Source organism: Streptomyces sp. NPDC001880 (assembly GCF_053594575.1).
Genome location: NZ_JBSFET010000038.1, coordinates 35,524 through 50,098 on the forward strand (window position 1 = coordinate 35,524; position 14,575 = coordinate 50,098).

The following is a 14,575-nucleotide window of genomic DNA, read 5'->3' on the forward strand; positions in this document are numbered from 1 at the left end:
GGCGGACGGGCCGGTCCAGTGGGTTCCCCGGTCACGGATTCTCGTAGGCATCACCCGAGGGCTCATCGAGGTCGTCGAGGAGTCTGGAGATGCGGTCGGCGATCCGCTGGTGTCGTTCGATCTCGCGTGCCCAGCCGCGGGCCTCGGCGTCCGCGATCAATTCCCGTTCGGTGCAGAGACGTTCGCGCAGCCTTGGCGCGTACTGAGGCGTGGTGACGAACTTCGCGCAGCTCAGGTAGAGGTCACACTCGCAGGGGCCTTCCTGGGGCAGGCGCAGGCAGCGGCCGAGTTCCAGCTCGGTCTTGTAGAAGTTGGTCTTGAGCCAGTCCAGCGCGTCCTGGTCAAGCTGTCCGGAGCGCAGGGTGTCGGCGAGCGGACCGGCGATGACGGCGCCGGGCTTGAGCACGGCCTGGTAGTCGGCCAGGACCGTGGGGTCGGAGATGTGCGTGTAGGTCATCGACATGCCGGGGCTCTTGTGGCCAAGGACCTTCATGATGGTCTGCATGCGGGCGCCCTTCTCGGCGAGTTGGGTGCCCAGGGTGTGCCGGAAACGGTGCGGGTGGATCGCGGGCTTGCCGACGCCGTTGAGGATGCCCAGCTCCTGGCAGATGGCGCGAAGCGGGTTGGCGAAGAGGTAGTCGGGGCCCGCGAGGCGGCCGTTGCGCAGGAACAGGTAGCGCACCGGGCGTCCGAGATCGGGGTCGTGGATGCCTCGGTCGTGCTGGGTCTGTCGCAGTGCGACGAGCGCGCGGATCGCCTCGGCGGCCTCCTCGTGGAGCGGGACGGTGCGTTCCTTGAGGGCCTTGCCGGCCGCGAGCCGAAGCCGCGGGGTGCCGTCCGGGTAGGCGTCGAGGCAGTCGAGGTGGAGTTTGCGGATCTCGGTGCGGCGGGCGCCGCTCCACCGGGCGACCAGCAGCGCACACCGCTGCAACGGGCAGTCCAGTTGCCGGACGTGGTCCATGACCGGCCCGAGCTGGTCTTCTCTTCGGGGATAAACCGGGGGACGCGCTCGACGACGCGGGGCATGTCGGCGTGCGTGATCAGGGGGCGGGCCGGGACTCCCTCCCATTCCGCGACGGCGGCATGGCGAAAGAACACGGCGACGGTGGAGATGATGCCGGCCCGGTAGGCCCGGCTGAGCGGCTCGTCGGGATGCTTGATCTTGCGCAGCCGGTGGACCGACTCCATGAACGCGATCAGGTCGGCACGGTCCAGCTGGTCGAGGCTGTCGATGTGCGGGCGCTCGGTGTCCAGCCACAGGCCGAAGCGGCGCAGCCCTCCTCGGGTGCTGGACATACTCTCCGGCCGCAGCACCAGGGCGCGTTCGGCGAGGAAGCGTTCGAAGACGGCGTCGATGCGCGGTTTGGAGCACAGCCGCGGCGGCGGGATCGTCTCCTCCCGCAGGGGCGGCCGGTCGGTGATGCCGGCGTGGAACAGGGCCAGGCCGGTGCGGAAGGCGTTGGTCGCCCAGGCCAGCTTGAGGGTGGGGCAGTGGTCTGCGCCGACGACCTGGAGCAGGCCGGGGATGCGTTCGCAGTGGCGGATGGCGTGCCGCAGCTCCTCGACGTCGTCACCGGTGAGCGTGTCCAGGTCCGCATCGCCGCGGTGCAGGGCCAGCCGGATCAGGCCCCAGGGAACCCTGAATCCCTCATCGTTGCGGACATGCCCGAGCGCCAGCAGGCTCTCGCGCAGCCGCTCGCTGTGTTCGCGCAGCGGCAGCCCGAGCTGATCGGCGACATGGAACGGCTTGAGCACACCGATGCCCAGCAGCCAGCCCCAGTCCATGCGCAGTCGGCCGGTGAGAGCGAGGTAGGTCAGGTAGTGGCGGGCGTTGAAGTTGATCCATCCCACGGTCGCATCGAAGCCGGGCTCGGGAGCACACCGCCGGTTCTGTCCCTCGCCGTTGCGCCAGCCCAGACGTTCACGCAGCGGCTGCGTGAACCAGATGTGCAGGTCCGGGTAGGTCTGGCGGAAGCGCAGGTGGAACTGGGCGTGTTTGTGTCGCCACCGGTCGCTCATCGGCAACGAGGCGACGAAGGCCGCGTACTCCGCCTCCGGGCAGTGCCGGGGAGCCCAGCGCGGGGAGGTGTCCGGTGACGATGCCGCCCGCCAAGACGCGTTCGCACTCACGTCTCCCGTTCTCCGATCGCCCGGCGGTAGTCCTTGACGACCTCGGGATCGCTCACCCGGGTGTAGACCTTCATCGAGTCGGGCGTCGCGTGGCCGAGCCGGGTCATCAGCGTCAGCTCCCGCATGCCGCCCTCGAACATCCTCGTGGCGTGGGTGTGCCGCAGGGCGTGCGGGGTCAGCCACGCGTCCCGCACCCCGGCCCGCTGGGCAGCCCGGGCGAACATCCGCACCAGCGCGTCGTAGCCCAGCGGCTCGCCCCGGCGCTTGCCCCGGCCTCCGACCAGGAACACCCAGGGTGTGTCCACGTCGACCGGACGCTCGCGCATCACGTAGGCGTTCAGCGCCGCCAGCGCCCGCGCCTCCCACAGATCGACCACACGGTCGCGGCGCGACTTCTGCCGCACCCCGCGCGGATGATCGTCCCGTTTGCGGACCGTCACCCGGCGCTGGCCGTAGGAGATGTCCTCCAGCTGCAGTCCGAGCACCTCCCCGGGGCGCAGCCCGCCCTCCCACATCACCTCCAGCAGTGCCAGGTCGCGGCGGGTGCGCAGCTCATCGAGCAGGGCCCGGTAGACGTCGTCGGGCATCGGCCGCGGCACCGGTTCCACCGTCTTGACCCGCAACACCCGGCGCACCGGCTGCTGCCGGCGAGCATTCATGAGCGGCGGCCGGTAGCGGTCCGGCACCCGCGCCGCGGCCTGGTCGACCTTCTTGACGATCGGATTGTCCCGGCCGGCGTACTGCTCGCTGGCGATGAGGAACTCGTAGAACGACGACACCGCGGCGAGCACACGGTTGCACGTCTTCGGCGACAGCAACCGCCCCTCGCCGGTCGCAACACCGAGTTCCAGGCGCTGCACGCGCCGCGACGACGACACAAGCCGCAGCCACTCCAGGAACTGCACCGCCCGCGCCGGCGTGAACTCACCCGCTGTGATCCCGTGTTCCTCGCAGAACAGGTACAGCTTCAGCAGGTCGTACGCGTACGCACGGACGGTGTTCGTCGAGTAAGCCCGCACCGTCAACAGCCGCAAGAATTCATCGACTTCACTCACCGGCTCACCAGCCGCGTCCACCAGCCGCACCTGCGGCTGACCGGCCACGGCATCCGGCACCTTCATCACTCGCACGGCCGGAACCCTACGCACACCGCGCGGCCCGCACAGTCGCTGAATCAGGCGAACCGTCCAGATAACTTCGTCGCCTGGCCCTCCTGGCGGACCGCCGCTGCTGAAAACGCCGACGCGCAACCTGGCGACGAACGGTGGCAGTCAGCATCCGGTCAAGCGGAAGGCGGGCGGCCACGGCCCGAACCTGGCGGACGAGGTGGAGTGGCTGCTGCCGACGCCGAAGGCGTCCGACGGGCCCAAGGGATCGCCGAACCAGCGCCAGGGCAACGGGGATTTGACCTTGCCCTCGGCAGCAGCCTGCTTGCTGCATGCCCCGAACATGGCATCCGCGCGTCCGAGCGGGCGGCACACGACCTGCCCCTCCAGGACGCCTACGGCGCAGGCGCTGGCGCTGTTCGAGAAGGAGGAGGACGGCCCCAGAGGTGGGGGCCGTACGCGGCGGCCATCGCCCGGTGGGAGCGAATCACGCGCCCGGCGCCCCCGCCCACCGACGGAGCGGGGCGTCTCAGCCCGCTGTTCGTGGAGTGGATGCAGGGACTTGATCCTGGCTGGGTGACGGCAACACCGGGGCTGTGACGCCCTGCCCAACTGTCCGCTCTCGGCAACGGAGTTGTTCCACAGCAGGCCGCTCACGCGCTGGAGGTCCTCGCTCCTCCCATCCCGGTCTGCGGCCGTCACGGCTCGCGGTGAACGGCGGTCTCTACACCGGATTCCCGGCCGGGCCAAACCTGGATTTCTCCGGATCCTCGCCACCCCAACCACCGATCTCATGGAGGGGCAGCGATGACCGAACCAGCTCAGGAAAGCGAGCCGATACGCGTGCCGGACCACGACCTGGACGACCTGGTCTCCACGGTCGCGAGGCTGGTCACGGAGAGCCGTAAGCAGGGCGAGACGCTCGCCCGACTCACCGACGACGTCCCGCCCTCGGACGACGACGAGGGCAGCGAGTCCGAACACGGTGACGTCGAGGGCTCGGTCGCCGCGTCGCTGGCGGCTGAGCCGGCCGGCTCACAGGAGGGCCCGGCATCCATCTTCATCCTGGCGCTCGCCGGCAGCGCGTACGTCGAGGAACTCGCGGCGCTGACGAGTTGGGTGCACGACCTGCTGCTGCCGGTCTACGGGCGGGAGATCACCACCGGCCGCCCGTGGTGCCAGCAGTGGCAAGAGCACCCCGAGGCCGTGGCCCGACTGCATGCCCTGTGGCTGGCCTGGCAGCAGCTCACCGACATCGAGGCCGGACTCACCGGCCCCTCGACATGGCACCGCGACCATCTCGAACCGACCATGGTCCAACTCCGCACGCCCGACGGCCCGTTCGGTGCATGCACCACCAGCCCGGCCCGCCCCAACCATCGGCTCCTGGCCTCGCCCGAGCCCGCAGGAGCCTGATATGACCGACACATACGAGCCCCGGGCGGCTATCTGGGACGTGCCCAGCACAACGGAGTACGTGGCCTTCCACGTCGCCCGTGACGTGGAGCAGCAGACCCTCGACTTCACGTACGAGCGTGCCCCCGTCGTGCCGCTCGCCCAGAACTGGCTCATCCGCCGAAGCGTCTCCCCAGCGCCTGTCACGGCTCCTCGCCCCACGGTTCCTTCCGCACCGCGTTACCGCCGGGGTGCACGGTGAGCCGGGCGCGGTACGCCTTCGCGGCGCACCCCGAGGCCCTGGCCGACCTGCGCTCGGTCCCGGAGACCATCCGCGACCTGTCCCTGCTGGAGTTGCAGCACCTGGTCCACGGCAACGAACGCGGCGCGGCGCTGACCCGCGAGCTCGCAGGCTGCCACAAGATCTACGTCGATCCGGAAACCCGCTGGCGCATGGTCATCCAGTACCGCGACGCCCCGGCGTCCTCACAGCACCGCCGGGAGATCTACCTCCTGGCGGTCGGCGAGCGCCAGGACCAGGCCACGTACCGCACCGCGGCTCTTCGACTGGACCGCGAACGCGAGGCATCCACCGGGACCGCGCCGTTCCATGGCCGTCGTGCCCAGGCGGCACGGTCCCGGTTCCCGCGCGGGAGCGCAGGCCCGGCACACGCCGGTTCGCCGCCCCCCGCCGCCTCCACTACTCCGCCGCGAGCGCGCCGCCGGTCATGACGCCCAACCCCTCATCCGCCACCGCCTGGAGGTAATCCTCATGCCACTTCTCGACCTCGGCGATCTCGCCTCGGCTACCGAGGTCCTCGTTGCACCAGTCCATCTCGCAGGTCCCGGAACGAGGGAGGCCGTCGTCAACGTCCTCGACAACGCCTCGGGATGGACGAAGACCGTCGCCTTCGACACGGACACGTACTACACCAGCCCGTGTCAGCGAGTCCGTATCGCCAACCCCGTGGAGAGCCACTACGGCGGATGGACGATCACCTACGCCGAGGACCCGCTCGGCGTTCCCGACTGGATCTCCACCTTCGACCGCACCACGCCCCACGAGATCGTCGCCGCCTTCACCGAGACACTCGTCCACAGCCTGCCCAACCACTTCCGGGACCACCTCAGCGACGGCAAGCACTACACCAGACTCGGCCCGCAGGACGTACTGCGCCGTAGCAACTGGCAGCCGGTTCACGGAAGTCGGCCGCACTGGAACGTCTCGCCCGACAAGCACGCGGCCCTGCGCACGCGAAGCGGGTGGCTCGACGAGTACACCGAGCTGCAGACGCCGGAGAGGTCCATGTGGCGACTGTCCGGAGGCGTCGATCCCGTCCACGCACCGAGTTGGAAAGCCTTCTTCAGCGGAAGCACCCCGCAGCACTTGCGCACTGCCGCTACCAGCGCTCTCACCAACCGGGACGCCGTGCCGCGTTCCGTCGGCGATGTCCCCGACCGCCACCGCGCCCTGGTGAACATGCGCCTCGCCAAGCCGACGGCCGCCGTGCCCCGGGCCCAGGCGGCGCGCGCCGCCAGCCGTACACGGCCCACGGGCCCGCGCCCGGGGCGAAGGCCGCAATCCCGTCGGCATCACTTGCCGCGCACGGCCGTTCGCGCCGGCAGCGCTGATACCCCGCCGCTCACACCCGGAGATCCCACATGCCCTCCCACCCGCTCGACGGCGACATCTACGTCACCCCGCTACACCTCGCCGGCTCCACCACCATCGGCGACCCAGCGCTGCAGCCACTCATCGACCACGGCTTCACCGCGCAGGACGACGAACTGGCGAACGTCTACGTCTCCTCCCCCGACCAGCATGTCCGGCTCGGCTTCCTGCCCGAAGGCCCGGACAACACCTTGTGGAAGATCGCCGCCCACCGTGATCCCTTCGGACCGCCCGACTGGCTCGCCACCTTCGACACCAACACGCCGACGGAGCTGGTGACCGCCTTCACCTCCGCCCTCGCCACCGCCTATGCCGAGACCCCGGACACGCTCCTCACCACTCCTCATCGCCCGCCCGAGAACGGCTTTCTCCCACTCGAGGACGCCGGATGGAAGCGAGGAGACTACCGCCCCGCCACCCTCTTGACCGCGCCCGACGGACTCGCCGGCCTCACCTACCAGAACGGAGTCCTGAACCGGCACGCCGAACTCCACAGGGACCAGAACCGCTGGCTGCTCTGGGGTGGCCAGGACGGCTACAGCTCACGCTGGTACGCCACGTTCACCACCGCGGTCCCCGTCGGCCTGATCGCAGCGACCACCACCCGGCTGGCCGACCCCAGCCCTGTGCTCCGCTACGAGATCGAGGTGCCGGAGCGAAATCGCAGTGCCGCCCGGATACGCCGTGTGTCTCCCCCGGTGCCGACTCCGCTGGACGTCCGGCGCGCCACAGCCGCACGCGCACGTTCCCACGGAGGCCGCCTCGTCGGCCGCGCCCCGGCGGCGTCCGTAACCACGGCCAGCCCCAGTACTGTCCTGCCGGCCCGCCCCGCCCACCACCGGCGGGCTACGGCGGCGCGCTCATGAACGACTGAATTCAGTCCCGTCGGCCCCTGGAGGCTCCTGGCCGGGCTCTTTCCCTGCCGCGCCCACCACCAAGGCCAGCTCCTCAACACTCAGCTCGATCCGTCTACCATCCGCCATGCGGGACCGGCCCAAGGACGCCGCCACCACATCATCCATGGCCTCGTCGTACGCATGCATCGCCCTCCGGCACGCCATCCATCCCCCTTTGCGTCGGTCGCCCCGGGAACAGCTCCCGGGGCGACCGATCCATTCCCCTGCTACTCACCAACGGTCGCCGCCGCAGCCAGTTCGCCCACGGCAGACGCCTACCGCCGGCAAGGACTGGAGACCTGTCCATCGACCATGTCAACGTACGACTGCTTCGAAAAACCGCAGGTCAACGAAGGGTCTTCTACTCATGACGGTTGTCGCCAACACGCCCGTCCAGGTCCCCGCCGCACCTCCTCACGCCACGCTCAGCAACCGCGAGTGGCTCACCGACTGCATCTGTGCGCGCCCGGTCCTCGACCTCCTCAACGGCCAGGGTTGGGACGCCAACTCCGACCCGTACGCCAACGTCCACTGCTTCAGCCCCGATCAACGTGTGTACGTCGGGTTCCTCCCCGAGACCGAGCAGGCCGTGCGCGGCGAGCTGTGGGACATCCAGGTCAAAGAAACCAACGGCGAGGTGGCGTGGCGCCAGGCCTTCGGATCGAGTGTCCCGGCCCAGGCCGTGGCCGGATTCCTCGCCGCACTCATCACCTTCCCCAACCGCTGCTGCGCCTGCGTCTAATCCACGCCTACCGCCCTGTTCAACCAGCTCAGGAGTCCGCCTTGTCACATGCGATCACCGTTCGCCAGCTGATCCACCACCTCCAGGCAGTCGACCCAGATCTCCCTCTGTACTTCGCCATCAACCCGGACTGGCCCCACGCCCACCACGTTGGTCGCGTCGTAGAGGTCAGCGACCCGGACGGCGCCGTATACATCGCTGAGAACGGCCAAGAGGGCGTACTGCCACCTGAGGTCCGCGCCCAGCTGGACTGGGCAGACGTGTGAACCCCCGCTCGCGCTCGCAGTTCGCGGCGGAGGCGAAGAGCCTCCCGCAACCGCCTATGTTCCTCGGTGATATCGCCCAACGTCCCATGCCTCCCGGCGTACGCGGCGCTTTCGTCCGCTCCGTGCCCCAGTGCGTCACCAAGCCGATTCCGACGACCTGGATGTCAGCGCGAGATCGCAATCCCCTTCGTCCGGGCTCTGTACTGCTGCGCTGGGAACCCGCCCCTTCCGGCGGGATGAACGTCGTCGCCCGCCTGGGCTTGGCCTCGGCGGACGTCACCCTAGCCACATGGCCGGACCTTCACGGAGACTGGACCCGAGTAGTCCATCCCACGCTGCTGGAGACCACCGGTCTGCACGCCGCCCTGTCCGTGGCCATCAATGCGCTGCACCTCGCCGACCGCCTTGCCGACGTCTGACCCAATGCGCCTCGCACACCGAGGGGGCTGCGCCAACCGGGCAGCCCCCTCCCGCACGGGCTGCCCACCCTGTGCCCCTACACGTCGTCCTGTGTTTCGTCGGCCTCGGGCGTGATGCTGGGCTCGATGCTGGGGCCGCGGTATTCGGGGTGGGCGCGGTCCATGGCGCCGGCGACATGCAGCGGGAACGGGTGGCGGGTGCGCGCGTCCCAGGCCAGGGATTGGTGGCACAACTGAGCTGCGAGGGAAGCGAGTTGTTGTGGATTCTGGTCTCCGGCGTGGGGGACGACAAGCTGAGTAGCTGTGAAACTGTGCCAGTCCTTGCGCTGGAGGGCCCAGTCCTCTTCGGGGAGGGTGAAACGGGTGTAGACGCCGCCGATGCTGCCAGCGCTGCCGAAGCCCTCGTAGGTGCGGGACGCCTGGGCGATGTACCAGCTGGTGTGGCCGGTGCTGGTGGTGCGCTCGTAGAGGCGGTCTTGGGGCTTGGGCGGGCGCTTGGGGTTCTTGCGGGGGCTGGCGGTGTTCTCCACCGGGGTGGGTACTTCGCCGTAAGAGGTGTTGATGGCGACCACGGCGACGGACCGTGTCGGGGCGCGCAGGTCATCGCCCGGCAACGGCCCCTCGCCCAAGCGGACGTTTTGCAGGCCGGGCCAGATGGTGCGGCAGGCTTCAACATCCACAAAGATGATCAACGGGCGGTCGGAGGGGAGAATCCTCAGGGCGGAATCGATGTGCTGGCGTGCCAGCAGGGCGCCCTCTTCGTGCCGGGCGTGACCCTCGCGGCCGATGGCGCCCCGGCCGAAGGCCGCTTCTGCTGCGGCTTGGGGACGCCAGTCGTGGCTGCTGTGGTCGTAGGAGTCCATGTGCCAGGGGCGGTCGGGGTCGCTGCTGGTGTGCAGTGCGGTGAGGACTTCGACCATCTGCGTGCGGTCCGCCGCACCGGGACGGCGGTTACTGATGCGCTGCTGGCGCAGGTGGATACCGACCAGGATGGGTTCGTCGGCCAGGTCCGTGACGTGGCGCAGGCGGTCGTCCACGCAGCCGAGCCGGAGTAGCAGATCGCGCAGGGCGTTGATCGCTTTGTAGTCCTTGGGGGGGTCGGCCTCGGCATCGGCTCCCGATTCGGCGACGTCGTCGGGTTCGGGGGCGCTCTGGCGGGCCAAGAACTGGGAGACGATGTCGCGCTCGTACAGGGCGCGGCGCAGATCGCGTTTGTGGTCGTGGCGGTGCTGGCCCGCTTCGCGTTCGCGTTTGGTTGGTTTGGGGTTCCAGATGGTTTCAACCCAGGCGCCGTTCAGGGTGCCGTCCTCAAGTTGATCCAGGAAGGCCAGTTCGTCGTCCCAGTCGACCCGGTCGGCGCGGTCGAGGGCCGGCAGGCGGTGGAAGCGGACGAAGAGCCGTTCGCTGAAACGGTGGTCGGTGTGGTCGCTGCAGTCCAGCGGCTGGTCAGGGGTGTTCGTGTAGGGGGCTAGGGCCTCGGCCATCCTTCGGCGCGTGGTGCCGTCGCTGTAGAGGGCGATGATGCGAACGGCTTCGCTGCCGGTGGCGGCGAGGGCGTGGTCGAGATCGGCGCGGGCAATGGCGCCCTTGGTCGGGCGGGTCAGCTCGATGGGGGTAGATTCGAAGCCGACTTGGACGATCTTGGGGCGCTTGAACGTCTCGTTGATGTGGTCGGCGAGGATCTTGTTGAATCGGGTGCCGACACCTTTGCCGAGGACGTGGGGCACGGGAGCCGGAACGAGGGCGCGCATCTGGCCTCGGAGCGCGGCGAGATCGTCGTTGGTGGGCCAGGCGGTGAAGTCCATGCCACAGGCTTCGAGAACTTCGGCGGCGTAGTTGCGGGCATAGGGCACCCACTGGCCGTCGCTGTTCTTGGTGTGACCGATCGGCATCCGCAGCAGCGTGTTCTTGTTCGTGCCGTGCTCGATGAAGACGGTTCGGGTGCTGGCCCAGTGGGTGGCCAGGCGGCTGAACGTGGGCAGCACGTGGAGGGCGAAGAGGGGCTCGCCGGGCTGCGTGACAACACGGAAGTCCAGTTTATGGAGGGCATATCCGGTGCGCTTGGGCTTCAGCGTCGTCCGCTTAGTGACGTCGTCCCAGCTGATGAGACTGCCGTTGGTGTCCATGCGCCAGCGGATGCGGCGCATGCGGGGGCCGTTGGGAACGGGCAGCGGGGTACGAGCCAGGCGCTGGGCGAAGTTCCAGGCCGCGACGCGGTAGAACCAGCCCGGGGCGTGCGGGGTGCCGCCCTCGGCACCGCGGACGTAGGAGGCCAGATCGGGGAGTTCGACTTCGGCGGCAGCCAGCAGGGGGGCAAGCGTGTTGGCGTCCTCACCCTTACGTACGCACCGTTCCCATTCGCGGACCGCAGTGGACAAGGCCCAGGCGTCGAACGGCCGGGTGGTGACGGCGACGGCGGGCTGGGCGAAATCGTCGTCGACGGGCTCGTAGCTGTGCGGCATGAGGACGACAGGCTGCCCCGACACCGCGCTGAGAGCGGAGGCCAGCCCGGCATACGGGGGGCGGCGCAGCTTGCCGTTCTTGGCATCGCCGTAGCTGGGCAGGCTGCTCCACGCCTGACCGAACTCGCGGTTCAGGGGGTAGAGCGTGATTTTCCCGAGCGCAGTGTGCGGGAAGAGGAAGGCCAGGGTGCTGATCATCGGACGGTCTCCCGGACGTGGCGGTCGGCGAAGCGGAAGAAGGCGTTCAGAGTGTTGCCGTAGTAGCGGGACATACGGGGCAGTTCGTTGCTCTTGGCCCATTGGGCACGCAGCTCGCGGATGAGGTGGGGCAGGTCGGAGTTGCCGTTGGTGTCGAGGAAAGCGGCGTCGACGAGTTTGATGCGACCCGGTGTGCCCCCACGTCGGGCGCGGCCGACGAGTTGGATGAGGCTGATGATGAGCTCGGCGGCGATGGCTCTCTTGGCCCGGGGCGGCAGGGAACGAAAGTAGCGTTCGCTGGTGATCAGCTTTTCGAAGTAGTGGCCGGCCACAACGCGACGTCGCTCGATCTCGGTCCAGGGCTCGCTACTGGTCTCCTTCTCGTCCAGGGCCCGGGCGCCGACGTGGGCGAGGAGCTCGTCGGGTTCGTCGACCAGCGGGACGGGGCGGACGGCGAGCCAGATGGAGCCGATCGCTGACTTGTTGGACTGCGGCGCCAGGATGTTCAGTCCGCGTTCGGCCCGGCCCAGCGGCGCAATCAGGATCCGGGCCTTGGGCAGCCGGGTGAACGATTCCAGCTGGTCGCCGGGGATCTCGTGCCAGAGCGGTTCGCCGGTCTCGTCGTGGCGGGCCACGGGTTCGTCGTCCGGACGGGGCCTGACGGCGACCGCGATGAGTCCGGGTTCGGCTCCGGCGGCCAGCAGGCCGTCGCGCAGGTGCAGGCAGCTGTCGTAGGAGGTGGTGACGAGCAGGATGGAATCCTGGACACGATGCTTGCTCAGGCGCCCAAGGTCCTTCAGCTCACCCCGCAGCCTGGGCCACATACGCCGGCCCAGAAGACGCGTGGCCTCGATCCGGTCCTTGCCCGTAACACCGGAGATGCGCAGCATCTCTTCGCCCAGTCCGGGGAAGAGTTCGGCTTCGATACTCACCCCGTGATCGACGTCGTCGGGCACCCACCAGGTGGGAACGGCGTGCACATGGTGGCGGTGCGCACCAGGCGCATACGCGGTGGCGGACAGGCCCAGCACTACGCGCTTGTGGCCGCTGTGGGCCAGGGCGGTGATCTGTCCCAAGGTGGTGACGTAGGTATGCGGGTCCCCGCCGAAGGCCGCCACGCTCAGCCGGGTGTCCTCCAGCACGCCGGCCCTGACGTCCTCGGTGAAGGCGAACATGAGCCGCCCTTGGGGGCCGTGCGGGATGGCCCGCCACGCGCTGAAGGGCCCGAGCACGTCTGCGATGTCACGTGCTGTCTCGACGCCGGCCAGCTTGAGCTGCTGCGCATTGTGGACGAAGCGGTACAACAGCAGCCGCAGCGGTTCGAGGAAGGCCCGGCGCAACATCCGGTCCAGCACATCGGCCCGCACCTGCTGATTGGGCACCCACGGAGCCAGCAGCCGCTCCAGCTGCTTACGCACGTGGGACAGGGATCCGGCATCCGCATCCGGGTCGATGACATCCCGCAGGAGCTCGGCGAACGGATGTAGATGCTCGGGCAATGCCGTCATCTTGATCTTGCGCTCGTACAGGGCGGCGAACAGGCCGCGCTCCACCGGGTCCGGGGAGTAGCCGCGCTCTTGCCCGCTCACCTGCTGGTCGTCGTTGGCGAACAGGGCACGCAGCTGGGTACTGATCCACCCGTCCCAACGCTGCGGAATGATCCACCGCCGCTCCTGTGCCGGACGCCCCGACTTCTTGAGACTGCGGCTCCTCTTCTTCGCTTCTTTGCGGTCGCTGGGGCCAAGAGCGCCATGAGCGAGGTGGCTGGTATAGGTCTCGGCGAGCCAACGGGTACGCATCAGCGTGTTGCGCATACTCTCGTCCAAGGCCGGACGCACCCGTCCGAAAGCCTGGATGAACTCACCGTCCAGCCTCAGCAGCGGGCGTTGGTCCTGGCGGTTGCCCCAGGCCAGGGTGAGTCCCCTGCCGGCCCGACCCAGAACGAAGGACTGGAAGGCGTCCACTTCGTCCAGAGCGGTGAACTGGCAGCGCCGCAGGATTAGTTCCTCCACCGTCATCCGCTCGACGACGGCACCGGATTCGACCTGGACCGGGATGTGTAGATGCCCCTGGTAGAAGTTCGCGTGCGTAGTGACGATGATCTGCGCGGTACAGGCCTGCCGGACCAGACGGAACTTCCCGCACACCGCACGGAACGGGCAGGCACAGGTCCCCGGCCGCCGCGCCTTCGAGCCCCTTCCTGATTCCAGGGCGCCGACGGGCCGATACGGAACCAGGGACATGCAGGCCTCGTGACCGGGTACCCAAGCATCAACCTCACCGTCGACGGTGGCCAGCGACGGCAGGGCGCAGCCGTAACCGAGCCGATCCTCCGCCCACTTGATGAAGGCCCGGTCCTTCGACTCCGCTGCTACCTGATCCAGGGCGACCATCATGCTGTTCGGCGACATCAGCGGCACGACCAGTCGCTCGGGATGCTCAACTCCGCGCGAGCGTAGATCCTTCTCGATGCCGTAGGCCATCTTCAGCGCAGCCACGGTGGTGGGAACGGCCAGGCCCAGCGTGACGCCCTCCGCCTGGGCCCAGGAACCCAGGCTGCGCATCAGCACGCTCTTGCCGAACCCAGTCGGGGCCTGGAGGACCTGCAGATTCCCTGACTCAAGGTGCAGCAGATCACCAAGAGCGACGTTCTCGCCTGTACGCAACTGAGTAAACAGCGGCTCGAGGGACTCGGTGCGGAAGGTCTCACCGGCCTGCTGGTCCAGTTCCCTGTTGAGGGTGAGGAACTCGTTCACCTTGAGGGTCACGTGCTCGGCTGGTGGCGCGGTGCGCACCGTGACTGCCTCGGCCTCCGGTGCCGCATGCCGATCCTCCAGCGTGTAGTGGGCCTGGACGGCCCACGTGGAGTCGTGGCCGGCCACCGGCACGCGCAAGGTGGTCACGTAGTCCCCGGGCGTGGCGTCGGCCAGCGCGCTGGAGTTCTCGGCGCGCAGGCGGTCGATCTCCTCCAGCAGCACGTCGGCCAACTCCTTCGGCAGCATGCCGTGGCGGGCGGCGAGCACACCATCGTGCTGCAGGACGTACTCACAGATCGCCCCCGTGGCCAGGAACCGCTCCGCGTCTTTATGCAGCGACTCCTCGTTACTCAGCCGGTTGGGGCGCTGGCGCAGCATGCGGCTGATCCGCCGCTGCTCGTCACCCGAGAGCTGCGGATATTCGGTCCACGCGTCGTACTGCCCCGTGAGTAGATAGGACACGCGCTGCAGGTCGGTGCCAGCGCTGCCGTCCGCCGCCTGTAGCGGAAAGTGCAGTTGCGCGAGTGCGCACG

At 68.8% G+C, this 14,575-nt stretch carries 12 protein-coding genes and 1 pseudogene; 9 read left to right on the forward strand and 4 right to left on the reverse strand.

Annotation, left to right across the window (positions count from 1 at the left end; translation table 11 throughout):
- Positions 1-31 precede the first annotated feature (31 nt).
- Positions 32-1,069 (reverse strand): tyrosine-type recombinase/integrase, encoded by a 1,038-nt coding sequence (locus ACWCQ6_RS21035; RefSeq protein WP_451091304.1) that lies wholly within the window; start codon positions 1,067-1,069, stop codon positions 32-34.
- 14 nt (positions 1,070-1,083) lie between these two features.
- On the opposite strand from ACWCQ6_RS21035, the gene ACWCQ6_RS21040 reads away from it, so the two are divergent.
- A complete protein-coding gene (locus ACWCQ6_RS21040) occupies positions 1,084-2,097 on the forward strand; it encodes a hypothetical protein (RefSeq protein WP_451091306.1) in 1,014 nt (337 codons plus the stop codon).
- A gap of 29 nt (positions 2,098-2,126) precedes the next feature.
- Here the strand turns inward: ACWCQ6_RS21040 and ACWCQ6_RS21045 are convergent, their stop codons facing one another.
- A complete protein-coding gene (locus ACWCQ6_RS21045) occupies positions 2,127-3,251 on the reverse strand; it encodes a tyrosine-type recombinase/integrase (protein ID WP_451091356.1) in 1,125 nt (374 codons plus the stop codon).
- Between the two features lie 792 nt (positions 3,252-4,043).
- Between ACWCQ6_RS21045 and ACWCQ6_RS21050 the strand changes: the two genes are divergently transcribed.
- The 8 genes and pseudogenes from ACWCQ6_RS21050 (at position 4,044) to ACWCQ6_RS21085 (ending at position 8,626) form a co-directional block, all read left to right on the forward strand.
- Positions 4,044-4,652, forward strand: a complete 609-nt coding sequence (locus ACWCQ6_RS21050) for a DUF4913 domain-containing protein (protein ID WP_451091308.1) — start codon at positions 4,044-4,046, stop codon at positions 4,650-4,652.
- 1 nt (position 4,653) lies between these two features.
- Complete coding sequence (locus ACWCQ6_RS21055) at positions 4,654-4,893, forward strand: hypothetical protein (protein WP_451091310.1); 240 nt, start codon at positions 4,654-4,656, stop codon at positions 4,891-4,893.
- Positions 4,890-5,363, forward strand: coding sequence for a hypothetical protein (locus ACWCQ6_RS21060; RefSeq protein ID WP_451091312.1), 474 nt, complete (start codon positions 4,890-4,892; stop codon positions 5,361-5,363). Before ACWCQ6_RS21055 ends, ACWCQ6_RS21060 begins: the two co-directional genes overlap by 4 nt.
- Positions 5,364-5,403: 40 nt before the next feature.
- Positions 5,404-6,045 (forward strand): annotated as a pseudogene (locus tag ACWCQ6_RS21065) (DUF317 domain-containing protein); the annotation flags it as partial.
- Between the two features lie 248 nt (positions 6,046-6,293).
- Positions 6,294-7,169 carry a DUF317 domain-containing protein gene (locus tag ACWCQ6_RS21070; protein ID WP_451091314.1) on the forward strand — a complete coding sequence of 292 codons (876 nt, stop codon included), beginning with the start codon at positions 6,294-6,296 and terminating at the stop codon, positions 7,167-7,169.
- Positions 7,170-7,566: 397 nt separating this feature from the next.
- Entirely contained in the window at positions 7,567-7,941 is a 375-nt protein-coding gene (locus ACWCQ6_RS21075) for a DUF317 domain-containing protein (RefSeq protein WP_451091316.1), read from the forward strand.
- Positions 7,942-7,982: 41 nt separating this feature from the next.
- Positions 7,983-8,207, forward strand: a complete 225-nt coding sequence (locus ACWCQ6_RS21080; protein WP_451091318.1) for a hypothetical protein — start codon at positions 7,983-7,985, stop codon at positions 8,205-8,207.
- Between the two features lie 161 nt (positions 8,208-8,368).
- Positions 8,369-8,626, forward strand: a complete 258-nt coding sequence (locus ACWCQ6_RS21085; RefSeq protein ID WP_451091320.1) for an esterase — start codon at positions 8,369-8,371, stop codon at positions 8,624-8,626.
- Between the two features lie 77 nt (positions 8,627-8,703).
- Here the strand turns inward: ACWCQ6_RS21085 and ACWCQ6_RS21090 are convergent, their stop codons facing one another.
- Together ACWCQ6_RS21090 and ACWCQ6_RS21095 are read right to left on the reverse strand one after the other, a co-directional pair.
- Positions 8,704-11,286 (reverse strand): RNaseH domain-containing protein, encoded by a 2,583-nt coding sequence (locus tag ACWCQ6_RS21090; protein ID WP_451091322.1) that lies wholly within the window; start codon positions 11,284-11,286, stop codon positions 8,704-8,706.
- Positions 11,283-14,504, reverse strand: a complete 3,222-nt coding sequence (locus ACWCQ6_RS21095; RefSeq protein ID WP_451091324.1) for a hypothetical protein — start codon at positions 14,502-14,504, stop codon at positions 11,283-11,285. The genes ACWCQ6_RS21090 and ACWCQ6_RS21095 overlap by 4 nt, the downstream gene beginning before the upstream one ends.
- Positions 14,505-14,575 lie beyond the last annotated feature (71 nt).